Consider the following 25,974-nt stretch of genomic DNA (forward strand, 5'->3'; position numbering starts at 1 on the left):
GTCACGCGGGTCAGCGCCATCATCTGCCCAGATGATGGCTCAGAAGCCGATCATGCATTAAGATTGAAACCGGACCACATCATAGGGGCAGGCCACTTTATTCAACGTGAATCAATGGACTGCGGCCTTCGGTAGCGCTTTGATTGATGTGGGCCTTATGTTTGCAACGGCCATTCAAGGCTTTGTATACGGCGTGTATATGACGCTTCTGCCGGTATTCATATCTTACGGACTTGCGATTATTCTCTTTATTACGCCATTTATGTTCCTCATGGGGCTGATCGTTCCAGCACAGGCACCAGCGGTTATTGTCGCGCCAATTATTGGAATTGCTTTCCTGAAGACTGTAAGCATCGGATTGATCGTTCTCGATCACGTCTTTATTTATCTTATGTTTTGGGTGGATCATATCAATCTGTCCGACCCTGTTCTTTACAAGAGCGTGCTGATTATGATGCACCTGACGGCCAGCGTAATGCTTTTCTCAGTCGCAGGCTTCATATTGTTCGGTATGCGTGACCCCGGTGCGTTTGCAAGTCATATCGGCGGCTTGGATAAGGCAGGGCAGATCAGCTTCAACGAGGTCATGAAATACGGGGCTGCTCCCGTCGCTGTCGCCGCTAAAGGCTTGCAATTGGCAAAGAGCGGTGTGGAGGCAACCGGAAAAGTTGGAGGATACGCTGTTGGGCAGGTGCAAAACCTGTCTACCGAACGCATGAAGTCGGCGGAACAAGGTCGTGCCAAGGCGTTAGCCGACGGGCGCATGGAAGATGTTGCAAAATATGACAAGACCATCAAGCGATGGGAAGATGTCAACGATACGGCTGGTGCGCTCCTGACATTAGGTTAATTCATGCCTGTCGCTGGCAAAGGGCTTCGTAAGGGATACGCCAGCGCGACCGATAGAACCGGCGAGATATTCCGTGCCACGCAACGCGCTGGTGGTGTACGCATGTTGCAGCAGAATGATCCCGGCGAGGCGATCCTGAATGCTGTGAACAGCAAGCATGAAAGGCTCGATCAGCAGTTGAAAACGCACCACAGCGTACCAAGTAGCATGTTGAAGGGCGTGCCGATGGGGGATGGTCAACGCTCGTTGGACGGTATCACCAAAGACGTGCGCTCACTGATAGACAGGGATATCGGTCGCGATGTGAGCGACCCGGCAACGCTTGCCCGCTTGAAAGACCGGCGCGCGACTGCCTTCAATACCGCCATCATCGCCAGACAGCAAAATGGCACCTTGGGCGATCACTACAAGACGCATACGATGGATGACGGGAAGACCAAGGCAACGTTCGCCAGTGTTGAAGCCCTGAAGAACGATGCCAAGCTTAGCGACAAGATGATTGAACAAATGCGGGCCAAGGGCGAAATCCACACGATTGATGGAAAAGAGTTTGGGAAGCTCGATGGTGAGGGCGACGTTGGCAAAGTTATCAACGCCATGACCGGCAACAACTGGTCCTCATCCGGATACGGGAATGTCTCGGTCAACGTGACGTTCGGTTCCCGCGAATAAATAAATAATTAAATAAATATGGATGGCTACATTGTGGGAGAAACTGGAACACATGAAATTCTGACGGGTATCTGTTGGGATCAACGTTTGGGGTTGAACCCTTCACAGAAATTGGCTTGGCCGCTTTACGCTGGCCTCGTAAATAATGCCATACAATCGAAAGCGTCGTTGGAATGGTCCGAGCCATGCGGCCACAATGTCGTTCGCGCCGCCGAATTTTCAGCGGGTTCGCAACTGGAAAGTACGGTGGCGGTAAGTCCGCTGTTCGTCCGCGATCTGGCCGGGCGCATTATCCATATCGGTTTTGGCCCGATGTACAAGGAGAGAGAGGAATGGCGAAACGCTCCGCTGCGCGCATTCCCTCGCTTTAGCAGGCCGATCGGTCAGGAAGACGCGCCGCATCTGGAAAAGATATTCCTGACATGCTTCCGTACATTGGATATGTCGCTGTCGAAAGATGCCAGACGATCTGGCCAACCGCGCGGCGTCTACGGCCATGTAGCGTATCAGAATGCCAATCTGTACCCCTACAAGTTGCGGCTCGACACTTTCTATCAGGATGGCTGGCGAATTCCGCAGACGGAATATCTCTACACCGTCAGCGAGAATATCAACCTGAAGGATAGCGAAGCCTTGGTCGCCGCCGCCTTGAAGAAATGGGACGAGAGGCCAGCAGGCCAGTCGTATGAGCAATTCTATGAAGGCCAGAACGGCGACGAATGGTTTGAAGAACTCTTTTGGCAGGGGGTGACCGTCATCCCGACTTTTGAGGCGCATAATGGCTTCAACAAGGTATCCAGCGATTTTGCCCTTCAGGACTTTTGGCCTGGCCGTGCAGTGTCGGACCTGCACAAAATTATTGAAGAGCGTCCGAGCGATGCGCCGAAAGGCACGATTCTGGACGTGATACGTCCGGGTTTCGCCTTGGCGCGCCGCATAGAGCAGGCTCATGTCGTCGTCAGCGATGGTTCAGGCTACCGAAGCCCGCACGCGCATGACCCGGAACCTCTGTTGCCCGATCTGCGTCTGCCGCATACACGCTGTGTTGCCGAATGGGGCGCGTGCTGGCTTCCCACCCATCCGAAGCACTTTGAAGCCCCCAGCCTTTGGGGCTGGGACGATGATCTGGGCTATTTTACACAGCTTAGCGGACCCCTGTGGGATCCACTGCACTATTACTACAAGTCCGTGGATGAGGTGGTGAAAGCATTCAAAACACCGCTGGCCGATGATCCAAAGCTCGTTCCAGTGCCAGAGAACATGAAGCTGGCTTTCTATCCTGTCACGGTCATGGACGGGTTTGACGTTTCCAGTTCGGAGGTTTTCTTTGCGCGCAGGAAATCGGGCATCCGTATTGATTCCGGGGTCAGGAGGATTCCGCAAGAGCAGCCTTCCAGCACTCTTGGCTATCATCCGTTGCCGATGGAACTGGAATACGAACTGGATAACTGGTGGTTTCCCGAACTTGCTCCGAAATACCGCCTGAAAAACCCTCGCCCAGCGAGAGAGCTTGCCCAGCGCATAGCGCCGGTGATCAAGAGCCACATAGCGCCCGCCGATTATCTGGTTCACGTCGAGGATGAGGCATGGTGGATCAAGAATCCTGAAGGGCTTAAAATCGCTTCAGGCAGGCCGCTGGAAGATTATCCGCTGCTGAACCGCTATTTGGGTGAAATGGAAATCGTGGAAGCGGCCAAGCATCTTGTCCTGCATCTTGAGCACGTGGAAAGCAGCGTGCTGACCAGTTCGCCCTATCAGTTGTGGCCCGATGATAAGGCTGATGTTTTAGACAAAATAGTTCCGGGATTTTATGCCGCGCTCATGACTGCCCGTGAATACGGCCTGAAACTTCTCCGCTTCCGGCACGACCTCTATCAGAACGACATAGACGCTTACTATCTCGGCTTTTGGATGCTGCTGCCGCCTGATGTGGTGGCACAAATACTGATTGATGGTAACGTCAAGCAGGTCGCGCCGGATAATCGTGTCGAAGAAACGAGCAAGTACCTTTCCGGTGAAGGCGATACAAAGAAGCCGAAATTAAGCGGTTCTATTGGCGGAACAGTGGAAGAAATACGGGAATAGGGGAAATTTATTCATTTTATTTGACGGATGCGAAAGGTATGCTACGCTTCAATTAGCAAGAGCCGATTGAACCCGATGATGAAAATCATCAGTTTCTTACAAGTACACACCACCACGGCTCTTGCGCCTCAATTAAAGTTTTTCATAAGCCAGCCAGCCGATTTGCACATTCATCACGGCGTCTATGCAGTGTTCGTCCAATGGCACGGCCATGTCGCTGATATCAAGGACGAGTTTCGTCGTGCTGACTCTTGGGGTTGTTTGCAGATGTGCATAGACCTGTTCCAGACAGGCCCGTTCTTCGGTTGAAGCGGGAACCGTTCTCAGGGTCAGGACAATAGCTGGCGGTGCTTTATATGCTTTCGGGAAAACAACCTCGCCCAAGCCGGTAACGCCTGTCTGCATATTTGCCCTGGAGACAATGCAGCCATCGGCATCAGCATTCGGTGCGTCGGCGGCAGGAATCATCCCTTTCCCATAGCAGCGCGCAAATAATGCAATTTCCCGCTGCTGTTGGGCGAAATCCATCTCTGGCGCTTCGTCGGCCTTCCTTGACGGCCATTTCATGATGGTGAGGTAGCCGAGTGCGGCTACTATTATCGTCGCCAAAATAAGAAACTTCGCCTCCGCTCGTCGCATTTTGGTGCCCCTCGATTCGTGCCGCGTCTTTCTTCGAGACTTGGATTTATTATTAAAATACATAAATTATGTTATTTTATTTTTGCTGAAACACATAATATAAAAGGGTTATCAGGTTAGATTGGTCATTTCTGTGAAGTGTAGAGTAATTTTATTATATGCAATACTGTCTATAACGACTGCGACGGGTGCTGTATTCGCCGCAGATTCGCGGTATGATGCGGAACAGCATAAGGGCAATGATCCCATTGATCTGTCCGAGCGGGTTCTGCAAAAGCCGTTTCAGTCCACCACGGGTAGCCAATATGGCGTCTTGGGGAACATTGGTCGCCCGGTGATCGGCGGGAACTCCATCGCCAAGGATCAGCTTTTACTCACAGAGGATGACCTGAATACGCTCTTCGATGAGGATCAGGGCGCTGCTGCGCGTAACCAGATTCTGGGCTGCGGCGTCATTGATGAACATGCCGCGATGGTTACGGCCATGGACGTAAAAGAGGAACAAGTTAAGGACTATCTCAATAGTCAGCTTGCAAAATATATGCTGACTACCCTGTACAATTCCCCAGCCCTTGCGGCTGTTTATGACAGCGTGGAAAGTTATGGCGCGAAGCGCGTTCAATTGATGCAGGACCGATGCCAGGCCGTGCAGTCGGCGGCAAGCCTTTCGTCTGAAGATATGATGCGCTGGCAAGCGTTGCAGGAATGCGTGCGCCGGAATGTTGGCACGGAAAACCTGAAAACCGGCTCTGCCAAAGAAAATGGGGAAGACTACCGGGACGGCAAAGAAGCGCTGGCATATGCGGCCGCCTACCGGGCGTGCCTGTACGGTTCCCAAAGCCAGATCGCTATGTTTAACGAAAATGGCACGATCAAAGCAACTCTTGGGAAGAATGAGGTGGAATTCAAGCCAAGTGAAAACTTGCAGAAGAAATCCCTTGAGCAGGTTTTGGAAACAAGCCTTCTCAACCCGGACGAGGATGAACTTAAGCCGAGCATGTGGACCGGAGGGCTTCTGGACGCACTGAAAGGCACGTCCCTGTGCTATGTGAAAGGCGGCGGTGGCGGTGCAGCGAAACCAAATGAGGAAGGCGCAAAAGACTGCGCGATCATGGCGTTCATTCCGAATGTCAGATGGTGTGTCGGCTCGGAGCGCTCGAAACAAGCGTGCCTGAACCAAGAGAAGCCGCGCCTGTCGAATGCGCTGTTTACGCCTATTCAGGTTTTCGACATCGCCTATGCGCTCGCGCAAAACGAGATAAACTACCGCTACACTTTCGCAGAGAACCTTACCGAGTTGGTCGGTTACGATAACGCAATGGACATTGCCGTTAAAGGTGAACTGCTTCAGGAACCGATGCAGGAAGCGAAGGTGGCTGAACAGAAGCTAACTGATTCTGAGCCAGATACCGAAATGACCAGATACTTTGGGTGCTCAAAAGGGTATACGCCGGAAGACTTTTCGGAATACATCACCCGTGCCTATAACCTGAAGATAACCAAAAACGACGAGGACTTTCCGGCTCTTGATCCAGAGGCGACAATGGTTTCTGCCTACAATCCTAGCGGTGGCGGTGATGACGATGACGTAAACTTAGTAAAAATAAAAGACTTGGCCGAACAAGTCGGAAAGATGGTCACGAAGCCTTCCAATTTGAACACCGAATATGTGATGGCTGACCTCAAAGAGGTCAACAAGCTTGCCCATGGCGACTATTTGGGCGGAGGGTTGTCAGGGGCCAGTGGGAACCCAGCATCATTCTTCATATTGTCGACGGTGCGCTGCGCAATGGAAAGCTATGTGCGGGGCACGTTGGCCGATTACGTAGCTGTTACCAGCATTGATAATGATGGCGAACGGACAGCCATTCTTATGGCCATGCGCACGCGCACAGCACAGGTAGCGACTGAGATGCTGTACCAGTTCCTCAAGGAAAAATTGTCGTTGGCAAGTATCGAGCTCGCCTACGCAGGGCCGACAGGTAGCGTGAAGGCGACGCCGCCGCACGTATTGCGTGCAGTTGAGAATGTCATTGCCTTGCTTGACAATCAGTTGAACGCCATGGCCGAGGTACAGAGCAGGCAAGCAGGGTTTGCAGATTTGATTAGCCGCCTGCGTGTTGCGAAAGCAGGGATCGGCACAGTCAATCCGGCTGAATAATCGGAGACAGTGCGTTTCCCGCTGGAGAGAAACGCACCGATATGAGGAACAGAATATTATTATTCGTTGGTAATTATCGCCTTATCAAGGATCGCTAATCTATCCTTATATTTTTCCATTTGAGATTTGATTTCTTCCGAATCTATATCCCTTTCTGGAATAGCTATTCCGTCGACTCGCTCTTGAACAAACATGAAGCCAAAAAGGTCATCATACGTGCTGAACGTACTGAAATAGCTTTTTTTGTACGAATTCTTGATTCTATCGATATAATCTGGCAAGCCACCGATAGCGGCACCTTCGTAATTTTCGACGTTCTCGAAGAGTTTTACGAATTTAGTTTTGGTTATGACGATGTATTTGCTCCCATCGGTCGCAAAGGCGTTCTGAAACATCGAGCCGCTAAGCAGTACTGCGAGTCCGCAGGCGTATAGGGCGGATTTCATCCGTGACATGGCTTTCCTCTATTGGAATATGGTGGAGGGTGGCGTTCTTCGGTGATTGTTAGGCGGCGCTGTTTGCACCATCGGCCCGGTTACGTCCCGAAACTCCCAAGATTTCATCTATCTTGTTCTTTAGGGCGACCGCCTTCTGCATTTGCTCGCTTAGCTTCTGGTCTGTGTGGTTGAGATTCTCGGCTACTAGGTTGATTTCTTTTTGATTGTTTTCAATGATGGCCTTGTTCAAAAACTTTGCGAGCATTGCGCCGCCAACAGTGAAAATAAATATGTAAAACAGGTAACCAGTAAAACTGGGAGCTGATGTTGTAAATATAGCCAGAGCCGCGCCAATGACGGCGAACAATGCCGGTGACATCTGTTTCTTCATGGCCTGCTCGGCCCTATATTGCTTTACGTTAGCTTTTTTGGATTCAGCGTCATGTTCACCAGATAGCCTGTCATGCAGCGCGGAAAGGATATGGTCGCAGGCCGCACCGATATTGCGGATGCGCATGGTCGTTTCCACGACGCCTTCGCCGTCTTTCACGGAAAGCTCTGCTGGTTCGGGGCCTTCCACATTCGCATGGGCTTTAAGTTCTTTGTAGAATTGCAGCGCCGTATCTGTCTTTGACCGCCTGTCTGAAACGTAATCGGCTTCAGCCAAGTCAATGACTTTGCTGCTTGCGAAGTCCTTGTCGCTTGAGAACTTGAGAATATAGGCGGGATCGAGATCAAGGGCCTTGCGCGTGGCGGCGAAGGTGGTGTCTTCGTCGCCACGCCGGACGGATGCCTTGGCTTGCAGATAAAGCGCTTCGGTCAAACCACCGTCGATTTCGAGGGCCTTTGCGCAATGCGCCAGAACGGATTCGGTGTCATCAAGGCAATATGCAGCAAAGGCGGCGTGGCAGTACGCTTCAGCCGCAAAGAGGCGGACTTTCTTTTTTTCGCTGCCAACGGCATAGCGGGCGGCATCTTCAAAACTTTGCTTGGCGGCTTTTACGTCCACCACTTCCGGGTCATGGTGCTTGTTGTTGCCGAGCAGAATGTTGCCCTTGAGGAAGTGAAAGCGATGGTCTAGCCGATTGCCTGTCTGGCTTTGATAGCCGTTAATGGCGTTATTGATGAACTCCAATGCTTCTTTGTCGAGGCCGCGAGCATAGGCATCCCGCGCCATGTCAAATTGCTCAAAGGCCCACGTCTGTGACGGCGATTTCGCCGTCTTCAACAGGTCTTTCAGCGTTTGGTTCATCTGGTGGTGTTCCGCCAGAAGGTCACGGAAACCCCATTCAAGGGTGGCACCCATGCTACGCAGGTCTCCACCAATGTTCCGCAATTCTGCGGTAATTTCCGAACTCGCAAAAGCGATTTCGTTCATGATCGCCTCGTTGCCTTGGCGAATTTCGGCGGCAATGTTCCTTCCCGATTTCGTTACGGCGTCCGCGACGTGCATGGAGCCGAGAATTGCGGCCAAGGACGCCGTATCAGAGCGTTTTTGACCGATATAGCCATTCCATGATTTATGTTCGGTGAGCGAAAACATCGTCGTTTCCTCTATTCAATTCAACGAGTAACCAATGAAAATTGCCGTGCGCGCCGCTTCATCGCGCAGGCATTCCGCTTCCAGCGCCATGCCGGTTTGCCCGTACTGGTCGGCATTCTGGAACACCGAACATTTGATGCGGCTGAAGCGCTCGCTTTCCTTGGCGGTTTTGGCAATCGTGGCGGAAAAGCTGGTGCCGTTGTCTTCCTTCCAGCCCTTCACAGCCCTGTCGCGCAGCGTGTTCCATGCAGCCGCCTCATCCAGCAGGCATTGGCTTTGCTCTGCGATCTGCGGGATCATTGCTGCATTTTCTGCCTTGGCTGCGCATGGGTCCGAATATCGGCCAATGCACACGCGCGCGTCTTCAGGGTTTACCTTGCCTTTCAGGCAGTCCGTCAGCGTCTGAAGGGCGGTTTTGGGGGATGCTTCCGCCGTGGGCGGAAGCATCAGGATGCCGGTGAGCATTGCTGTGAGAAGCGTAGCTTTACGCATTGGCATTGCGCTTTTTCCAGCCGGTGTAAGCAAGGAAGCCGCCAATGGCGAATACGGCAAGATGCGCTGGTTGAATGCCGCGCAGGTACAAGATGGTTTCAGTCCCTATGCCGCCGAATACGCCAAAGGCTTGATCCATTGCCAAGCCACGCATGATCTTGTCGTGGAAGATCAGGAAATAGGCGACCGGCGCGAGGATAGCCAAGGCGATGCCGATGCCGAAAAGTACGTTGGGATTGGCCTTCTCCAACATGGTTGTTCCCCTTCTGGCGCTAGTTATTTGCTAAGGTTTGCCAGGACGACAAAGAAGATGATGACCCATGCGACGGGCGATGCAAAAATGGCCGTCAGCAACAGGCCAAGACCGCCCTCTTTACGCTGCATCTGCATGACCGCTATCAGCATGGCGATGGCGATAAAAATCGCACCAACGAATGTTCCAAGGATGGGGATGGCGAAAAACGGTCATCCGATAAAAAGCATTATCCAGCCTGATTTGCTTTTGGTGGAAGGCGTCGTGGTCAGTTGCGACATTTCAATTGCTCCTTATGCGTATGCCGAAATGGAAAAGGTGCGCGGCGCTTGTCGCGCCGCGCATCAGGACTGACAGAGGGAAGGCTAAGAATTGGCTTTGTTCAGGCCGAAAAAGCCGGTGGCCGCGATGGCAACGCCCGTAAGAAACACGCCCACATGAGCCAATTGCAGAAACCGTGCGTCGGTTTTCGCTTTCAACGCTTCGGCGCTGGCCGATGCGGAATCAACGGTGTGTAGGACTTCGTAAATGCTGGCGTGATGCAGGCCAAAATAGATTGCGGCAACCATCGCCGCTGCCGCTACGCCACTGATAATCAAAGCCCATGGGTTTACTGGATTCATGCCCTAGCTCCTTTTGGCCTCGGAGCGAGCAATGCCCCCCCGCCCGTTGGCCGAATAAGAGGATGGGTTATGAAATCAGTTGCCAAGGAGCGGGCTTATTTAGAATAATGACAAAAACGTTCCAATTTGTCAGAGATGAAATATTGCATTTCTGACGCATCATCGGGGGAGAAATTGGCGGTTTAGGGGCGTTTGCTAAATTATTGCAAACAAAGGCAAAAAGGAACGTTTTTGTCAATGTAATAGCTGCGTTTTTCCCTTAAAATAGTAATGAAATGAAAGCTCTATAAATGCGTATCGGCTATGCCCGTGTGTCAACTGTTGAACAAAATCTCAAACTCCAACTGTCAGCGCTTCAGAAGGCCGATTGCGAGCGCATCTTTGAAGACCTTGGCATATCCGGTAGGGCAAACGACCGCAAAGGGCTAGCAGCGGCCATGGACGCATTGCAGGCAGGTGATACGCTGGTTGTCTGGCGGCTGGATCGGCTTGGCCGGTCACTCGCGCACCTCATTGAGATCATCAACGAGATTGCCGCCAAAGGCGCGCATTTCCAATCGCTGAATGAGGCCATCGACACCAGCTCATCGGGCGGGCGGCTGGTCTTCCACATGATGGGCGCGCTTGCCGAATTTGAACGCTGTCTTATCAGCGAACGCACCCGTGCTGGCATGAAAGTCGCCAAGGATGCCGGAAAAACCCTTGGGCGGCGGCGGTCGCTGTCTGCTGATCAGGTCGAGGCGGCGCGTAAATCCTTGACCGTTGGCGAAACCACCATTGACGACCTTGCCAAGCAATACGGCGTTCACGCGCGGACACTGGCCCGCGCCCTCAAACGGAAAGCCGCCGGTTCGTAAGCTGCGCCCAAGCGGGCATTGATGCGGATGGCGGTATGGTCCGCGTGTCAAATTCTTACACCGAAACTGCGGTTTGCCTTTGGCTTTGTCGCGAATATGGAAGCGGCCATGCTCTTTCTCGGCGTTGAATATTGCAGGTTGGCTCGTCCAAACGGCGTTCTGCCTGCACCTTTGCCGATGCACAGATGAACTTCCTTGCTTTGTGGAGTTGTTCTCATACTGGCATTCCTGGCGAGCATTCCCCTAAGACCTCAAGGCGGCGGCAGTTATTTTTCTCCCCGCCTACAGCTCCTCGCGGCCACTTCGTTCCAGAAAAATCCCTGCCTCTGCCTCTCACCCTGCGGGTTCGCCCAAGGGTGAGGTCGGAGCCTGCCCGCTTCACCGTCAGCCATCGAACAACGCACAAGCAAGAAAGGAGTGCATACGATGGCAAAGGTAACGCAGAAATTCGACGTTTACACCGAAATCACCAACCAGATTATCGCCGCAATCGAGAAAGGCGCAGACACGTTCCAGATGCCTTGGCACCGTACCGGCACCGACACCATGTCGCCGGTCAATATCGACACCGGCAACGCCTATCGCGGCATCAACATCGTGTCCCTTTGGGCGGCGGCGCACGTCCGGGACTTCAAGACCGGGGTTTGGGGTACTTACCGCCAATGGCAGAACGCCGGTTGCCAAGTCCGCAAGGGTGAAAAATCCGCTGTCGTCATCTTTTACAAGGAATTTGAGCACGACGATGAAGATGCATCCGACGACCAGCCGCGCAAGCGCCTTATGGCCCGTGCATCCCGCGTCTTCAACGCCGATCAGGTTGACGGTTACGCTCCTGAAGCCAGCACGCCAATCGTCAATCAGGTTTCGCCCATCGAAGCCGCTGACCGCTTCATCACCGCCACGAAGGTAGAAATCCGCCACGGCGGCGAGAGCGCCTATTACGCCCCGGCAACGGACGTGATCCAGATGCCGCCTCGCGAAGTCTTCCACGGTTCCGCCACCAGCACGGCCACCGAAGCGTATTACAGCACCCTTTTGCACGAATTGGTGCATTTTTCAGGCCACGAGAGCCGTTGCGCACGGCTGGAAACGGTCAACCCTGACAAGGACGCCTATGCTCGCGAAGAACTCGTTGCCGAGCTTGGCGCGGCCTTCCTGTGCAACCAGCTTGGCGTGACGCTGGAACCGCGTCCCGACCATGCGGCCTATATTTCCCACTGGCTGAAAATCCTGAAGGCCGATAGCAAGGCTATCTTTCAGGCTTCCAGCCTCGCCACCAAGGCGGTCGATTTCCTCAAGGGGCTACAGGCGTAGCCCCTTTAATTTCCGCATCATCATGCGTTTCAAGTCTTGCATCTTTTGGCGCAAGTTATCGTTCTCCGCCTTCAATTCCTGCATGGCCTTTATCAGTGTCGGCGTGAGATCGCTGCTGTTCAGAATCGGAAATCAGGCGCGGCCTAGCCGTCTCTCAAATCTTTTTCCGCTTTCGTGCTACTTCGGGCAGTACCTTTTCTGCCTCCTGCGCAATGAAGCCGCGCTTTAGGCCATTCATGCCTGGCTTGCCTTCGGCATAGCTGGCTTTGTAGCGAAAACTGACAGGGCGCAGGTGCATGATGGTATCAAGGTTGAGAGCGTGTAAGCGGTTTGCGAACTGCGCCCTGGTCTCCTTCTGTTTGATGGTAGTGTCCACCGGCGTCACACGCGCGGGATGCCCCTTGCGGTCGGGTGAGAGTCGGCAGAATCTTTCCCGTTCTTTTGCCTTGGGTGCTGCCGTGCTGGTTTCCAGATGCCTTTCTTGCCCGGAATGAACTGATTTCGGGTCGTTGGTAAGGTGTTCTGGTTTCGCTGGCATGGGAAACTCTCTCCCCTTTTGGGGTCCGCGTCCCCTTCTCGGCCTTGATTGATGGCGCTGATAACCCGCCCCGTTCGTCCTGCAAGAGGCTGCCCGCTTAAACGTGTTGCCGCTTGCACGCCGAACTTTTCGTTCGGGTTCTTTTCAGACCATCAGGCCGCGTAGGGCGCGGTCGTAACCAAAAAAGGAGATAGACCCATGACAACATCAGCGAAAACCAAAAACCAACCAACGCACGCCCTGTTCCATGTCACCGGCGGCAAGGATGACAAGGCACACTGGACCCGCATTGGCGCGGCATGGCCGCACAAGGACGGCAAAGGCTTCAGCCTGTCCCTTGATCTTCTGCCCTGCGATGGTCGCATCACTCTGCGCGTGATCGACAACGGCAACGACAACAACGCTCAATAAGGGAGAACACGGCCATGCTGTCCATCGAACCGCGTACACGCCTCGACATGATTATCAAATTGCGCTGCCTTCGCGATCAGGCTGACGAACTTCTCGCCATCGCCGTTGAAACCGACGATCCCAACGATTGGGATAACTGGAAAGAAGCAGACGGCCTGTATTACGGCTATCAGGACGCCATGGATGACGCCTTCGACCAAGCTGCCTAATCAGCCTTCAAAGACAAACAGCCTCGCGATTGCGAGGCTGTCTTTTCCTGTTTTCGTCTATCTGGCGCTTTCAGCCCGTGGGGACGAGGCGGTGGCTTTCAATCCAACTCTGGAATGCCTTGCGGTCGATATAGACCCTGTTGGAAATCTTGATGATGGCCGCTGCAAGCCCGTTCGTGTGTGCATGAAATATGTACCAGCGAAGCATTTGTTCGGTCAGAAATGGTGCTTCGGCTACAAGTTGCTTTACGGTGCGCAAGTCCTCGTAATTGGCCAAGTTTTTTATCCATCAATTCGATGTTGCATGAGTATGGTGGATAAATCACTCCCAAAATATGATTGTTTCTGCCAGATTCAAGAACTTTTTTACATGCCCATCATTCACTAGGGAAATGGTAGGCGCTACCAAGTCGCTAGGTATTGCCTACCTATTGGCTTGGTAGTGCATATTTATCACCTACCTACCGCCTACCTCGTGCCTTGGTAGGCGGTAATGGACGATATTTCTTGTCGGTTTCTCCTTCTCTGCGATGAAATCAAAGAAAAGGGAGAGGAAATATGCCTGTTATCGTTTTCGCCAATTCCAAAGGCGGCGTAGGGAAATCCACGTCAGCCGTTGTGCTTGCGCAAGTCCTGGCGCAGCGTGGAGCCACGGTCAGCCTCATTGACGCTGACCCAAATCAACCGCTTTCGCAATGGTGGCAGCGCGACCCTGCGCGCGTGCCCGCCAATCTTGCGCTGGTTCCCAACGTCAACGAAAACACCATCACCGATGCCATCGATGATGTCGCAAGCCGTTCGGCTTTCGTTATTGTGGATTTGGAAGGCTCCGCAAACCTTGCGGTTTCATACGCTATCGGACGTGCTGACCTCGTTTTGGTTCCCATGCAGGGAAGCCAACTCGACGCCGATCAATCCCGCCGTGTGATTGACCTTATCCGCCGTGAAGAAAAAGCGTTTCGCCGCGCCATTCCCTATGCCGTGTTTTTCACGCGCACCAATGCCGCCATTCGCTCCCGCGACTTGCAGCACATTGAACGCGATCTGAAAGAAAACAGCGTTCCACTCCTTCCCGTGGAATTGACTGAACGTGCCGCGTTTCGCGCTATCATGCAGCTCGGCGGCACACTCTACGACCTGACGGCAAGCGAAGCATCCAAGCCGGAAGCTGCGATTGAGAACGCCGAAGCCTTCTCCCGTGCCGTGACGCAGATGCTTATGAACGCCCAACAAGAAGGAATTGCCGCATGACACGCACCCGACCAAACACATTTGCACCACTCACGGATGACCCGCTGGAAAAAGTGGCCGTTTTCCAACCACGCACGGAAAAACCTACCGTGCCCAAAGACGAAACGCGTCGCATTGCCGAAGCAAGCGGGTTTAGCGCCAGAACGCAGAATACCGCATTGCCGAAGGTTGATGCCCGTTCGCTTCGCTCACGTGGCCGCACTGCGCAGTTGAACATCAATGTTAAGCCTGAAACCAAAGATGCGTTTTGGCGCTTCGCGTCCGCCAACGGTTACGGGGCAGGGGAAGAAGCATTGCAGGCGCTTTTGGCTTTAGCCTCGCCGCAGGCGTGATCGTCACCCCGACTTAATAGGCGCTACCTAGTGACTAGGTAGCGCCTATTGCTTGGAAAGGCGATATATAGAAGGTGCGCGGCACCATCAGAAGATGTTTGCATCCAGTTTTTCCGCCAGCCCGCGCTTGTGATCGCCGGACAGGTGCGCATAACGCTTCACCATTTGCAGGGTTTTATGGCCGAGCATATCCGCGATTTCCAGCAGGCCCGCCCCTTGCATGGCAAGATAGCTGGCCGTGCTGTGCCGCAGGTCGTGGAAACGGAAATCCTTGACGCCGGATTCCTCTAGGGCGTTTTCCCACGCAGCACGAATATCAATCGCGGCCAGCAGGTCGCGACGCGGAAACAGCCAGCGCGTTTCCGCTTCCGGGTATTTTTTATTGTAGCTGTCATTCACCCACTGGATATGCTCTTTCAGCAATTCATGCAGGTGGCCGACGATAGGCACTGAACGGGTTTCGCCGTTCTTCGTGTCGCGCAGCACGGCAAGGCCGCGTGCCATATCCACGTCGCGCAGGGTCAGGCCCAAAATCTCGCTTTTGCGCGCCCCGGTCGAAAGCCCGAAAATCACGATGGGGTAAAGCTGATGGTTTTCGCTGGTGCGGCAGGCTTCCAGCAGGGCTTTCCGCTCGTCGTCGTCAAGGTAACGGTCGCGCTGGTCGCGGATGCCCGTGATCTTGTTGACGCCATCCAGCGGATTGCTGCCGATCCAGCCCCATGTATGGGCATGGTTGAACAGCACCGCCAGCGTGTCGCGGTAGTGCTTCAGCGTCTTGCGGGACTTCGGTTTCGGGGCAGGGGAGATTTCCTTGCCGTCTTTTTCTTTTGGCTTGGCGCGGCCATCGGGGGCCGTCGCCAGTTTTTCCATGCGCTCGTCAATCAGTTCTGGCGTGATATAGGACAGGGCATGTGCGCCAAGTTCCCGCTTCCAGTATCCCAAATACGTCTGTGCGGCGCGCTGTGTCGTTTTTGCGAGGTTCGGAAGGACTTCCCGCTCATAGCGTTCAATAACGTCTGAAAGCGCCTTACGCTTCGCCGTGCGCACCACGTTCTTGATTTCGCCGTTGCGGATTGCCGTTTCGGTTTTCGCGGCCCAAATCTTGGCGTCAGTCAAACGCTGAAAGGTCTTCTTCTGGCGCGGCACACCCGCAATCCGAATATCGACCATATAGACGGTGCCGCCCTTGCGCTCGCGCTTCTCAATCGTTGCCATATGTGCCCTCTTTGAACGTGCCCCCGGAACATCGGGAAGGGATAACCTGAAGGTGAGAAAATCGCCCTTTAGGGGCAATTCAGGGGCACATAAACACATAAAATACCTCTATTCGTCAATAGGACGGAAAGGCGACATCAAGGCAACTATATGAAAAAACTATGAAATCCTATTGGCGTTCATTGGCGATTATAACGGAACATGAGGCTCATAACCTGAAGGCCGCAGGTTCAAATCCTGCCCCCGCAACCATCTCAACTTGCGATCGGCCCGCCCCTCCGGCGGGCCGTTTGCCTTTGAGTGAAATCCCAAGGATGCCTGCAAGATCGCCACGCACATCAATCTTCAGCTCGCCGTCCTCGGGTGTCAGAATGATGTCCTTCACAAGCGAGCGGATCACGTCGGCCGCCGTCATCCTCTTCGCCTCCGAATCCTCCTGAAGCGCCGCATACAGTTCATCGACCTGAACATGATAGTGGTGCGCCATGTTCGGATGCAGGAGGGGCGGCGGTTCCTCTGCTTCTTGCAGGAAAGCCGTCAGTTCCTTCTGACGGACCTCCAGCTCTTTCATCTGCTTCATCATGCGGGTGGGCGCGTCGTCGTCACTGGAGGCCATGATGAGCTTCATCAGCTTATCGAGCTCCCGGTCAATCCGTTTCCTCTCGGCTTCGGCTTGATCGATCGACGCCCGCCCTTCCATGCGGAGCCGATTCATCTCGCGGGTGAACTCGTCACAGAATTCCTTGAACAGCGCGGGTTCCATAAGGTGATGGCGTAGCGCGTTGAGAACGCGTGCTTCAAGCTGATCGCGCCGGATGTTCTTGCGATTGTCGCACGTACCCTTGTTGCGTGCCGTCGAGCAGCCGACCAGATCAGCTGAGATCATCGAGTAGCCACCGCCACAGCAACCGCATTTCGTCAGGCCTGAGAACAGGTATTTGGGACGCCGACGCTCGCGGAAATGGATTTCGGCCTCGTTATCGTCGTTCCGGTTTTGCTTGACGGTCTTCTGGCGCTCCTTCACGGCCTGCCAGAGATCATCGTCAAGAATACGCAACTCCGGCACGTCCTGGGTGATCCAGTCCGCCTCCGGGTTCATCCGGGCCTGGCGTTTGCCCGTATCCGGGTCCTTGATGAAGCGCTGGCGGTTCCAGATCAGTCTGCCGACATACAGCTCGTTGTTGAGGATGCCATTGCCGCGTTTTGGGTTGCCATTGATCGTGCTGAAGCCCCAATCGCCGCCGCTCGGCGCGGGGACGGCCTCCTTGTTCAGTTCGAAGGCAATCCGCTTGGCGGATTTTCCGGCTGCATAGTCGCGGAAGATGCGGCGGATGACATCAGCCTGGAACTCATTGATGGTCCGGTCACCGCGGACCGGCTCACCGTTTCTGTCGAACTTCTTGACCACGTCATAGCCATAGGCGTTTCCGCCTCCCGACTTGCCCAATTCCACCCTTCCACGCTGTCCGCGGCGCGTCTTGTCGGCGAGGTCCTTGAGAAACAAGGCGTTCATCGTGCCTTTGAGGCCGACATGTAGATGGGTGACTTCGCCCTCCGAAAGGGTGACGATCTTCACATCCGAATACGCCATGCGTTTGAAGAGGCCGGCGATATCCTCCTGATCGCGTGAGAGGCGGTCCATAGCCTCGGCCAAGACATAGCGGAAGCGGCCACGGGTCGCGTCGGAGATCAGGGCCTGGATACCGGGACGGAGGAGAGAGGCGCCGGATATTGCGTGATCGGTGTATTCCTCGACCACCTGCCAGCCTTGCTTCTCGGCATGGAGACGGCAGATGCGAAGCTGGTCGGCGATCGAAGCGTCGCGCTGATTGTCGGATGAATAGCGGGCGTAGATCGCAACCTTCACAACGCACTCTCCTGTGACATCAGGAGCGCGTCGTTTGGCGTTCCTTCGTCTGCTCCTCGAACGCTTCCCGCGCGGCCCGGCGGGCGAGCAGGCGAACCAGCTCGACCAGACGCGGATCCGGACCGTCGCCATGGGGCAAAAGCGTCAATTCCGGCTCGTTGAGCCGAAGCGTACTCCTTTGCTTTGGGCGGTTGCCAGAATTCATCGTTGCGCCGTTCGAAGCCAATTGCAAGTATATCGGCTTCAAGATTGGCGTGAACCGAAGTATAAGCAACTGCAATCAGAGGCGAATATTCGGCCACATCAGGCTTGCCCTCGTCGGTGCAGGCGAAATCTGGCGTAGCGAAGCGCGTCATGGAAGACGGAAAATACTGACGTTGCTCCGGCCTGCCGAGATCGTCGTGGACTCGCTCTGTCATCCTGTCCTCACTTGTCGGCGTTACAAATCTGGACTATATATCCAGACATAGCACGGAGGATAGTCATGGGCAATGCCGCACAGAAAAGAGCGACGCAGAATTATCGCACGCGCCTGACGCAGCGAGGCCTCACACGCTTCGAGATCATGGCGCTTGAATCCGACCGCGAACTGATCCGCACGCTTGCGCGTCGCCTGGCTGAGGAAGGCCCGGAAGCGGAAAGCGTCCGTTTGGCTGTCAAGACAGCCGTCGGCGGCAAGCCGCCGAAGCCCGGAAATATCCTGACCGCTTTGCGGCGCTCGCCGCTCGTCGGCGCCGAACTCGACCTTTCCCGCCCCCGTGAAGAGGGGCGCAAGGTCGATCTGTGACGCGCTATCTTCTCGACACCAACATCCTAAGCAATATCGTAAAGCCAAGGCCGTCGGAGTCGCTGCTGGCCTGGATGGCCGAGCAGCGCGATGAGGATCTGTTTATTGCCTCGCTGACAATCGCCGAAATCCGGCGCGGCATTCTGGAAAAGCCGCGAGGCAAGAAGCGTGACAGCCTCGACGCCTGGTTCGCGGGGCCAGAGGGGCCGCAGGCTCTCTTCGCCGGTCGTATCCTCTCCTTCGACGATAAGGCCGGTCTACTCTGGGCGCGACTCATGGCGGAGGGCAAAATGGCTGGCCGCCCCCGCAGTGGTCTCGACATGATCATTGCGGCCGTTGCAGGCGCAAATGACTGCGTTGTCGTAACGGACAACGAAAAAGATTTCGTGGGGCTCCAGATCATAAATCCGCTGCGCGGCGGTTTGGAGGGGGGAGAATAAAATGACAGCTGCGCCGCCTGTACCTATCGAGTATCAGCTCATTGGCTTGACGGAAGACGGCAACGCCGGCGATCTTCTGCTTGGGCTCGACCAGAAACAAGGGCGCATTCGCCTCCAGGCTCTGATCTCCGAATGGTTGCGAATGGAAAACCTCGTCGTTCTGACGGGTTCCGGCACGTCGGTTTCGGCGGGCGGCAAGACGATGGCGAACCTCGAAACTGCCGTTTTTGCGACGATTGAGGCTCTTCCCGATGTGCCGGCCTCTATCGGCCCGATCATCAAGGCGCGGCAGGATGCCGTTTCGATGGCCGATCTTCTTGATGAGCCGACGCTGGGGTTCGAGGCTTGGCTGTCCTTTGTCGCTAACGCACTTGTCGTTGGACAGTCGAAGGACGCGCCATTCTCCGGTGTCTCTTGGCCGGGCACGCCAGCACCGAGCCTGGACGATCTCAAGTGGTTCGTTGATCGTCTGCGTATGTCGATTTTCGCCGAATGCGCGCTGTCCTTGCCCGATACGGCCAAAGCGAAGTCGGCAAGCGAGATCGCTCCGCAGCTTGCGTTTCTCTCCAAGCTCGTGGCGCGCGACAGCAATCTTGGCCGAACTCACCTTTTCACGTTGAACTACGATACCCTCTTCGAGCAGGCCCTCGAACTTCTCGGTATCCAGTATTTCGATGGATTCACCGGCCGTGCCGCTGCCCGCTTCGATCCTTCGGTTTACGGGCTCGATATCTATTATCCGGGCGAAGTTGCCGAAGGTCGCGTAAGGCGCTTCGACAAGTTCCTGCACTTCTACAAGCTACATGGGTCCATTCACTGGTTCGAGCAGGACGGCGAGATGCGTGCGCGGCATCCCGATCTTGCCCCGTTCAGAGCCTATGCCGGCCTGAAAGCGGACGAGAAGGCGGCCGCACTCGTCGATTTGGCAGGGGAGACGCCATCAGTCGGAATTCTGCCGACGGCCAATAAGTTCGCGCAGACGCTGACGATGCCTTACGCGCATCTCTTCCGGTCCTTTCAGGTTCGCCTCGGTATCCCGCAGACCTTCCTGCTCGTTCTTGGCTATGGCTTTGGTGACGATCATGTCAGCCGTATCATTGAAAATGCGCTTATGAATCCGTCACTGGTGATGCTCGTGGTTGAGCCTAATCCAGCAAGCCCCGTCATCGAGCGGGTGCGCCGCTACAAGGATCTCGGCAAGCGAGCTTTTGTGCTGACCCCAACCGACGCCGCATTTGCTGCTGCCAAGTTCAAGCATGCCACCTTTGACGATTTCGCTCGCTCGGTAATGCCCGACGTACAGTGGCTGGACGACTTCCTGCGCCTGCGACGTTTCGAGAAGCAGATTGCTTCGTCTGCGACGCCGACCGACCCTGATCCGGCGGTGTAGGATGGATAATCCACGTCTTATCGGCCACATTGTTTCAGTTCAGGGTTTCCGGGTGAAGGTGGAATTGCTGCCCGAGACTCGTTCGGCGCTGCGGGCGACCCTCGATGGAGTTCAGGTCGCGATCGCCATCAATGCTTATCTCACCTTCTCGCTTGGCGCAGGCGAAACTGTCATCGGCATCATCACCGATCTCGAGGCGCGGGAAAGCTTCGACCCTTCCAGCGGAGATGATCTCAGTCTGGAACTTATGAAGCCACGCCGGATTGCCAGCGTGCAGTTGTTGGGCACCATCGAGCACGCCGATGATGAGCCGTCTTTCAGTCCAGGCATATCCGTTCTGCCGACGTTGGATACACCGGCAGAAATCGGATCGCCCGACATCCTGCGTGCGATATTTGAGACCCCACCCCGTCGCAACAGGCCGGAAGGCTATGATGACAAGGATTTCGACTACGACTTGAAAATCGGCTTTCCCACTGGCCAGGCGCGCAATGTCGTGCGAGCGTCCTACAATGACCTGTTCTCCAGGCCGTTGGCGATCGTTGGAAACACCGGCTCAGGCAAATCCTTCTCAGTGTCGAGCCTTATCCAGAAGGCCATGAAAGCACTGGACGGTGCTGCGCAGGAGCCGCACGTCTTCATTCTCGACATCAATGGCGAATACGCCAAAGCCTTTCCCGCCACTATGGCCGAGACACGCCTGCCGGATCGCATCTATCTCAATGGCAGGGAGTTCAGCCTCCCGCTCTGGTTCCTGAACGCCGAAGAGATCTGCGCATGGCTGAGCGCATCGGAACAGACGCAGGAACCCGTACTGAAGGACTGGTGGGCGATCGCGAAGGGCGGGAACGCTACGGCTGCCGCCAGCCTCGGTTCGCTGCAAAATGCAATGAGCGCGCTCGATCAGCTTCTCAGCGAACTGACGAAAGTGAAAAGGAAGTTCGCCGGTTCTTACTGCGACGCCATTGTGGGCCACCTCGCGGATTCCGACATCGACACTGCGGCCTTCGAAGTCCTTTTCAAGACTCATCGCAGTGTCGATCAGTACAACCAGGACGTAATGGGCAATCAGGCTGCGGTCGCGGCCGAAGCGGAGAAGCTCAAAGATGCCATCCGGATCAAGATTGTCGGCGGGAGCGATACGACGGAGGCAGGCGCGCGCACCGCAGATTCGCCGATCCCGATTGCGCGTTCAACGCTGACCGATCCGTCTCTGATCAATCGGGCGGTGTCAAAGGAAGACACGTTCAGGGTGGACGCCCATTTGACGACGCTGAAGCTGCGTTTGAAGACCCGCCTCGATGACAAGCGGTGGCGCGCATTCCTGAACTACGAGGACGCTGGCACTACGATCGCCAATCTATCCACCTGGTTCGCTCGCTTCGGTTTGGGCGCCACCACAGGTCCGAAGGTGTCTGTGCTCGACCTCTCGATGCTGAGCAACGAAGTGCTTCCCTATGCCTGCGCCGTCATCGGGCGCGTGCTGCTGGAAGCGCGGGAACGCTTGCCCGCGGCGTCGCGCTACAAGCACCCATGGGTACTCGTCCTCGAAGAGGCGCACAATTACGCCCGACCAGCTCGTACCGACGAGGATCGCGGTCATCGCCTGGCGCGGCTGACCTATGAGCGCATCGCAAAGGAAGGGCGCAAGTTCGGACTGTCGCTCATCATCGCCAGCCAACGCCCGAGCGAGATCAGCCAGACAATCATCAGCCAGTGCGCCAATTTCATCAGCCACCGTCTGCAAAACCCGGATGACATCGACCATTTCCGCCGGATCATCCCGATGCAGGCGCGGCGTCTGCTCGACCAAGTGACGATATTGTCGTCAGGCGAGGCGATTGTTTTTGGAAGCGCATTCCATATCCCGACGCGGGTCCAGTTCGATCGTCCGGAGCCCGGTCCATACAGCCAGACAGCAGCGCCGTATCACGAATGGTCGAAGGAAAAGATCCCATTTCCTCTGGGCACAATCATCGACGCCTGGGGAGCATAGAGGAGCCAACTGCCTCAGTTTTTGAGGCCTATACGATGCGCTCTCCGGACCTCTGGTGCAACGCCTCTAGCTCTCGAATCCCTCCTTCGGCGACCATCGCCTCGTCTCGAACTTTCGTGGACGGAAAGGATCGCCTACCAAGGCCAGGCCATCGCGGAACAGCGCGTAATTATAGTCAGAGCCGTCGGCACGCCGACCCCGGCTGTCCTCGCGAATGCCGAAACCAGCGGGATCAAAGCTGGGGAGGTCGAGTCGTTCGGGACGATCGTCACCACCGGCTCGGATCATACTGGTGAGGCTATCGAGGAACGCTCTGCAGGCCGTCTCCTCCATGACGAACCAACCAACCGACTCGCCCAGCAAACCGCGAACGATAGTGTCTCGAATGGCAAGCCGCCGCCAATTCGGATCGTCCCAGAGCTCGTCGTGCCACCAATAGGGGCGTAAAGCCGGCCAGATCGAGAAGGCGTTGCCAAGATACCAACGGCCTGCATATGGAAATCGGACAAACGTGACTGGCCCGGATTCCACGGGAAACTCGCCAGCCGTATTGATCCAATCGATCCAATTGACAACGGGGCTCATGCCCATAAGCAGGAAGTTCGACCGGTGGGTTGCCAGCGCCATTTGCGTTGTCACGCCGCGGCCAACAGATGGCTGGCTCGTAGGCGGCAGAGCCTTTTTCCTTGGTTTCGTAATCCGCGTTTCGGCTACGCTCAGGAAGGCGCCAGACGTGCCCGGCTTCGAGCCAAAGGCCACGGAATAGCCGTGGACGACGTGGCCGAAGGGAGATCTCACATTCACGTAGGGTTTCACCTGCCTTGCATATTTGCGCTTCGCTTGCGAAGCGACTGTCTTCTCCGTGGCGTTGGCAGCGAATGAACCGTGGGCTTCAGCCAGCACGACACCGTGTCCATCGGCGTTCCCGCCGTCGTAGAGAAAATCGGCATGGGGATCGAGCGTGCTGGACAAGCAGGCCGCATTCGCGCGCCAGACATATCCCAAAGCGTTCATATAGAGATCGGTTATCCCGGCTCCGCACCGTGCGGTGAACAGGGTCCGTTCGGTATCAGCCAGATCCGCAAAGTCATCGGTGAGTTCGAACTTCGGAGTGTTCGAGATCAGGCATTCCAGTTGAGCGAGTGCGCTCTTCTGAAGGCTGGCCAGCAGTTGCGCTCGCGCCTGACGTGTCGTCGCCGTTCTGGCGACAGCCGCCGCCAGCGCGACGGGAGAGAACGTCAAGGTCGACGCGGCCTGAGGCGCTTCGAAATGCGGTGATACCGGGCTGGGAACATGTCTGTGCTTTGTATGGGTCGTCAGGCCGATCGTGACGTCGACATCCCACAATTTGGCAGTTGCACTCACAACGTTCATCCGTCCCCCAAGCGCTGGTCCTACTTGCTACTTGCCTTAGCGGTAATGTCGAAGTCAGGAATCGAAAGGCCGACGATCAGGTTAATGAACTTCTTCGCTTCAGCAATCGCATCCTCGGCCTCCTTTGCATTGCTGAATGTGCCTTGATGCACGACTGCGTTTCGCACGACATTGATGTTCTCGGCGGACTTGATGAGTGTCTTCCCTGTTTTACTCTTCGCGGGATGAGCGAAATAGATGGGCACGAACAGGCGGGTGACTTTGCCGTGGAGGCCGTTCGCCCACCGCAGGAACTGGTCGATGATCGTTGCGTCGAATTCGGTTTGGCGAGCCCATTCGGTTCGGATGGCATAGTTCGCAGCGATCTCGGCAGCGGTTGCGCAACGCACGATGGCGGCTGAAGGCTCATCCCTCAAATGAAGGCCAGATAGCTTGTTCCACTGCGATTGCAGCTTCTCGAGGTCGGATCGCTCATTGTAGGGTTTCTTGGATGTCTTCCTGTGCGTTTCATTTGTCGTTTTTGTCATAGTCTCCCAGCCCTCATTAAAGACGCGCCTCCAGCAATATCGTTTATGTTAATTCTTCTGCCGGGCAGATAAATGCTGAAACTTGATGTATTCACAGTATAGCGAGTTGCCGACCCTTTTTAGAAAGAAGAAACGACAGCAACAGCTGCGGCGAATGCCGACTCTCTCATGCGCTCTGGTGAGCCGCACCCACAGGGCGAGCATCAGCTTGGCCGCAAGCGGATGGGGAAAGCCTTCCCCCTGGCCGGCGCCAAGGTCGCCGGCGCACCCCCTTCTGCGGGGAGGCCCCGCAACGCCCCCTAAGAGTGAGAGTGTGGATTGGGTTTCCATGACGGGTTGAGGGCTGGAGAAGAGGTCTCCGGCGCCCGTCATGGAGATTGCTCCCATGAATATGCAGGTTCTCGACGGTCGCCGTGACGCGAGCGGTGGCTACAAGGTGGATGTCAGCCGCGGCGAGCGCATCGGCCGGGTATCTTCGGAATGGTTCTCGCGCCCAGCCGACGAACGCTATCTCTCGCTCAACGAATTGATGGATTCCGTGCGCGGCCGCGCCGAGCGTAGCCGGACGCGCGTAATGGAAAGCGCGCTCATCCATGTAGAGGCAAGTCGCACAGACGCTGAAAACCTCTCTCTGATCCTGCCCGGTTCAGACACGCCGGTCGCGCCGACGCACTGGAGTTTCGGTCAGCTCGCCAGTCAGGTCGGCGCTCCCGCCGCCTATCTGCGCCAGCTCCCAGCTGCGCTTGCAGGCATCAACCTGCAATACGGTCTGACGTCCAACCGCGCCGAGCAGATAAAGACGCTCGAAACCGACGACGGCCGTGTCGAGCTCCGCGCCGTTACCGGCCCTGACTATGGACGCATCTACGACTACGAACTTGTCGAGGCCGTGCAGCGCATCGCCGGCAACGGCACCGGGGATACCCGTTGGAAGGTGCCGGGCGTGCTCGACTGGTCGACCGGCATCTACAATCCGCGTGTTGATATCACCAAGGATACGACCACGCTCTACGCTTCCGATCGGGACGTCTTCCTCTTCCTCGTGGACGATCTCAACCCCATCGAAGCCGGGCGTCTGCCGAATGGTTCGCCCGACCTCTACTTCCGGGGCTTCTATGTCTGGAATTCGGAAGTTGGCGCCAAGACGCTCGGCATGGCCAGCTTCTATCTCCGGGCGGTCTGCCAAAATCGCAATCTGTGGGGCGTCGAGGATTTCGAGGAAATCACCATCCGACACTCCAAATATGCCGCGTCCCGTTTCGCGCACGAGGCGGCTCCGGCGCTGCTAAACTTCGCCAATTCCTCCCCGGTGCCTTTCATCAACGGCATCAAGGCCGCCCGCGAGCGGATCGTGGCGAAGAATGACGAGGACCGCACTGACTTCCTGCGCAAGCGAGGCTTCTCCAAGGCCGAGACCAGCAAGATCATCGACACGGTGCTGGCCGAAGAGGGCAGGCCGCCCGAGTCTATCTTCGACTTCGTGGCCGGTATCACCGCCGTTGCGCGCAACAAGCCGCATCAGGATGCGCGCCTCGACATGGAGGCTAAGGCCAAGAAGCTGCTCGACAGGGCAGCCTGACATCCGTCAAGCGGGGAATGCGGGTTTCCGGATTTCCGGCTTTGCACGTTTCTGCCTTCCGTTTCGCCGGTTTCGTGGCGCTGCCCTCCTAGAGTGAGAGGGCGGCGCTTCGCTTCATGACGGGTTTAGGGT

At 55.7% G+C, this 25,974-nt stretch carries 28 protein-coding genes; 17 read left to right on the forward strand and 11 right to left on the reverse strand.

What is annotated here, in order from left to right; translation table 11 throughout:
- The first annotated feature begins 157 nt into the window (after nt 1–157).
- From FHS76_RS19465 to FHS76_RS19475, 3 genes are all read left to right on the forward strand, one after another.
- Nucleotides 158–850, forward strand: a complete 693-nt coding sequence (locus FHS76_RS19465; RefSeq protein WP_183656926.1) for a hypothetical protein — start codon at nt 158–160, stop codon at nt 848–850.
- Between the two features lie 3 nt (nt 851–853).
- Nucleotides 854–1,522, forward strand: a complete 669-nt coding sequence (locus FHS76_RS19470) for a hypothetical protein (RefSeq protein WP_183656929.1) — start codon at nt 854–856, stop codon at nt 1,520–1,522.
- Nucleotides 1,523–1,690: 168 nt separating this feature from the next.
- On the forward strand, nt 1,691–3,607 hold the full coding sequence (locus FHS76_RS19475) for a hypothetical protein (RefSeq protein ID WP_183656932.1): 1,917 nt from the start codon (nt 1,691–1,693) through the stop codon (nt 3,605–3,607).
- 132 nt (nt 3,608–3,739) lie between these two features.
- Here the strand turns inward: FHS76_RS19475 and FHS76_RS19480 are convergent, their stop codons facing one another.
- The gene (locus FHS76_RS19480) at nt 3,740–4,246 is read right to left on the reverse strand and encodes a hypothetical protein (protein WP_183656935.1); all 507 of its coding nucleotides are present in this window, start codon (nt 4,244–4,246) and stop codon (nt 3,740–3,742) included.
- Between the two features lie 133 nt (nt 4,247–4,379).
- Between FHS76_RS19480 and FHS76_RS19485 the strand changes: the two genes are divergently transcribed.
- On the forward strand, nt 4,380–6,407 hold the full coding sequence (locus tag FHS76_RS19485; protein ID WP_183656938.1) for a hypothetical protein: 2,028 nt from the start codon (nt 4,380–4,382) through the stop codon (nt 6,405–6,407).
- 59 nt (nt 6,408–6,466) lie between these two features.
- Here FHS76_RS19485 and FHS76_RS19490 read toward each other — a convergent pair whose 3' ends face one another.
- The 4 genes from FHS76_RS19490 to FHS76_RS19505 are packed head-to-tail and all read right to left on the reverse strand — an operon-like array spanning nt 6,467 to nt 9,132.
- Entirely contained in the window at nt 6,467–6,862 is a 396-nt protein-coding gene (locus FHS76_RS19490; RefSeq protein WP_183656941.1) for a hypothetical protein, read from the reverse strand.
- A gap of 49 nt (nt 6,863–6,911) precedes the next feature.
- Nucleotides 6,912–8,387, reverse strand: a complete 1,476-nt coding sequence (locus FHS76_RS19495) for a tetratricopeptide repeat protein (protein WP_183656944.1) — start codon at nt 8,385–8,387, stop codon at nt 6,912–6,914.
- A 15-nt stretch (nt 8,388–8,402) separates the two neighbouring features.
- Nucleotides 8,403–8,885 (reverse strand): hypothetical protein, encoded by a 483-nt coding sequence (locus FHS76_RS19500; RefSeq protein ID WP_183656947.1) that lies wholly within the window; start codon nt 8,883–8,885, stop codon nt 8,403–8,405.
- Nucleotides 8,872–9,132: a hypothetical protein gene (locus FHS76_RS19505; RefSeq protein ID WP_183656950.1), complete on the reverse strand. Its 261-nt coding sequence runs from the start codon at nt 9,130–9,132 to the stop codon at nt 8,872–8,874. Before FHS76_RS19505 ends, FHS76_RS19500 begins: the two co-directional genes overlap by 14 nt.
- 57 nt (nt 9,133–9,189) lie before the next feature.
- On the opposite strand from FHS76_RS19505, the gene FHS76_RS19510 reads away from it, so the two are divergent.
- Entirely contained in the window at nt 9,190–9,486 is a 297-nt protein-coding gene (locus FHS76_RS19510) for a hypothetical protein (protein WP_183656953.1), read from the forward strand.
- 11 nt (nt 9,487–9,497) lie between these two features.
- Here the strand turns inward: FHS76_RS19510 and FHS76_RS19515 are convergent, their stop codons facing one another.
- Nucleotides 9,498–9,755, reverse strand: coding sequence for a hypothetical protein (locus FHS76_RS19515; RefSeq protein ID WP_183656956.1), 258 nt, complete (start codon nt 9,753–9,755; stop codon nt 9,498–9,500).
- Nucleotides 9,756–10,045: 290 nt separating this feature from the next.
- Here FHS76_RS19515 and FHS76_RS19520 point away from each other — a divergent pair, with 290 nt between their 5' ends.
- Complete coding sequence (locus FHS76_RS19520; RefSeq protein ID WP_183656959.1) at nt 10,046–10,612, forward strand: recombinase family protein; 567 nt, start codon at nt 10,046–10,048, stop codon at nt 10,610–10,612.
- Nucleotides 10,613–11,038: 426 nt separating this feature from the next.
- The gene (locus FHS76_RS19525; RefSeq protein ID WP_183656961.1) at nt 11,039–11,926 is read left to right on the forward strand and encodes an ArdC family protein; all 888 of its coding nucleotides are present in this window, start codon (nt 11,039–11,041) and stop codon (nt 11,924–11,926) included.
- Nucleotides 11,927–12,080: 154 nt separating this feature from the next.
- On the opposite strand, the gene FHS76_RS19530 is transcribed toward FHS76_RS19525, so the two are convergent.
- Entirely contained in the window at nt 12,081–12,464 is a 384-nt protein-coding gene (locus FHS76_RS19530) for a tail fiber domain-containing protein (RefSeq protein WP_183656964.1), read from the reverse strand.
- Between the two features lie 198 nt (nt 12,465–12,662).
- Here FHS76_RS19530 and FHS76_RS19535 point away from each other — a divergent pair, with 198 nt between their 5' ends.
- The 5 genes from FHS76_RS19535 (at nt 12,663) to FHS76_RS19555 (ending at nt 14,667) form a co-directional block, all read left to right on the forward strand.
- Complete coding sequence (locus tag FHS76_RS19535; protein ID WP_183656967.1) at nt 12,663–12,875, forward strand: hypothetical protein; 213 nt, start codon at nt 12,663–12,665, stop codon at nt 12,873–12,875.
- Nucleotides 12,876–12,889: 14 nt separating this feature from the next.
- A complete protein-coding gene (locus tag FHS76_RS19540; RefSeq protein WP_183656969.1) occupies nt 12,890–13,084 on the forward strand; it encodes a hypothetical protein in 195 nt (64 codons plus the stop codon).
- The gene (locus FHS76_RS19545; RefSeq protein WP_183656972.1) at nt 13,059–13,472 is read left to right on the forward strand and encodes a hypothetical protein; all 414 of its coding nucleotides are present in this window, start codon (nt 13,059–13,061) and stop codon (nt 13,470–13,472) included. Before FHS76_RS19540 ends, FHS76_RS19545 begins: the two co-directional genes overlap by 26 nt.
- Before the next feature lie 170 nt (nt 13,473–13,642).
- Nucleotides 13,643–14,335, forward strand: coding sequence for a ParA family protein (locus FHS76_RS19550; RefSeq protein WP_183656975.1), 693 nt, complete (start codon nt 13,643–13,645; stop codon nt 14,333–14,335).
- Entirely contained in the window at nt 14,332–14,667 is a 336-nt protein-coding gene (locus tag FHS76_RS19555; protein ID WP_183656978.1) for a stability/partitioning determinant, read from the forward strand. The genes FHS76_RS19550 and FHS76_RS19555 overlap by 4 nt, the downstream gene beginning before the upstream one ends.
- Nucleotides 14,668–14,754: 87 nt before the next feature.
- On the opposite strand, the gene FHS76_RS19560 is transcribed toward FHS76_RS19555, so the two are convergent.
- Both FHS76_RS19560 and FHS76_RS19565 read right to left on the reverse strand, forming a co-directional pair.
- Complete coding sequence (locus FHS76_RS19560; protein ID WP_183656981.1) at nt 14,755–15,882, reverse strand: tyrosine-type recombinase/integrase; 1,128 nt, start codon at nt 15,880–15,882, stop codon at nt 14,755–14,757.
- 208 nt (nt 15,883–16,090) lie between these two features.
- Nucleotides 16,091–17,749 carry a recombinase family protein gene (locus FHS76_RS19565; RefSeq protein WP_183657094.1) on the reverse strand — a complete coding sequence of 553 codons (1,659 nt, stop codon included), beginning with the start codon at nt 17,747–17,749 and terminating at the stop codon, nt 16,091–16,093.
- 484 nt (nt 17,750–18,233) lie between these two features.
- Here FHS76_RS19565 and FHS76_RS19570 point away from each other — a divergent pair, with 484 nt between their 5' ends.
- Genes FHS76_RS19570 through FHS76_RS19585 form a run of 4 tightly spaced genes read left to right on the forward strand, consistent with a single transcriptional unit; the run spans nt 18,234 to nt 22,362 of the window.
- On the forward strand, nt 18,234–18,536 hold the full coding sequence (locus FHS76_RS19570) for a hypothetical protein (protein ID WP_183656997.1): 303 nt from the start codon (nt 18,234–18,236) through the stop codon (nt 18,534–18,536).
- A complete protein-coding gene (locus FHS76_RS19575) occupies nt 18,533–18,976 on the forward strand; it encodes a PIN domain-containing protein (RefSeq protein WP_050747136.1) in 444 nt (147 codons plus the stop codon). The genes FHS76_RS19570 and FHS76_RS19575 overlap by 4 nt, the downstream gene beginning before the upstream one ends.
- 1 nt (nt 18,977) lies before the next feature.
- Nucleotides 18,978–20,366 carry an SIR2 family protein gene (locus FHS76_RS19580; RefSeq protein ID WP_183657000.1) on the forward strand — a complete coding sequence of 463 codons (1,389 nt, stop codon included), beginning with the start codon at nt 18,978–18,980 and terminating at the stop codon, nt 20,364–20,366.
- 1 nt (nt 20,367) lies between these two features.
- Nucleotides 20,368–22,362 (forward strand): ATP-binding protein, encoded by a 1,995-nt coding sequence (locus FHS76_RS19585; RefSeq protein ID WP_183657003.1) that lies wholly within the window; start codon nt 20,368–20,370, stop codon nt 22,360–22,362.
- 66 nt (nt 22,363–22,428) lie between these two features.
- Here the strand turns inward: FHS76_RS19585 and FHS76_RS19590 are convergent, their stop codons facing one another.
- Together FHS76_RS19590 and FHS76_RS19595 are read right to left on the reverse strand one after the other, a co-directional pair.
- Nucleotides 22,429–23,736, reverse strand: coding sequence for a hypothetical protein (locus FHS76_RS19590; RefSeq protein ID WP_183657006.1), 1,308 nt, complete (start codon nt 23,734–23,736; stop codon nt 22,429–22,431).
- A gap of 20 nt (nt 23,737–23,756) precedes the next feature.
- Complete coding sequence (locus FHS76_RS19595; RefSeq protein WP_183657009.1) at nt 23,757–24,263, reverse strand: hypothetical protein; 507 nt, start codon at nt 24,261–24,263, stop codon at nt 23,757–23,759.
- Between the two features lie 385 nt (nt 24,264–24,648).
- On the opposite strand from FHS76_RS19595, the gene FHS76_RS19600 reads away from it, so the two are divergent.
- A complete protein-coding gene (locus FHS76_RS19600) occupies nt 24,649–25,842 on the forward strand; it encodes a DUF932 domain-containing protein (RefSeq protein ID WP_183657012.1) in 1,194 nt (397 codons plus the stop codon).
- Nucleotides 25,843–25,974 lie beyond the last annotated feature (132 nt).

Origin of the sequence: Brucella daejeonensis (assembly GCF_014199265.1) — a bacterium.
Taxonomy (GTDB): Bacteria; Pseudomonadota; Alphaproteobacteria; order Rhizobiales; family Rhizobiaceae; genus Brucella; species Brucella daejeonensis.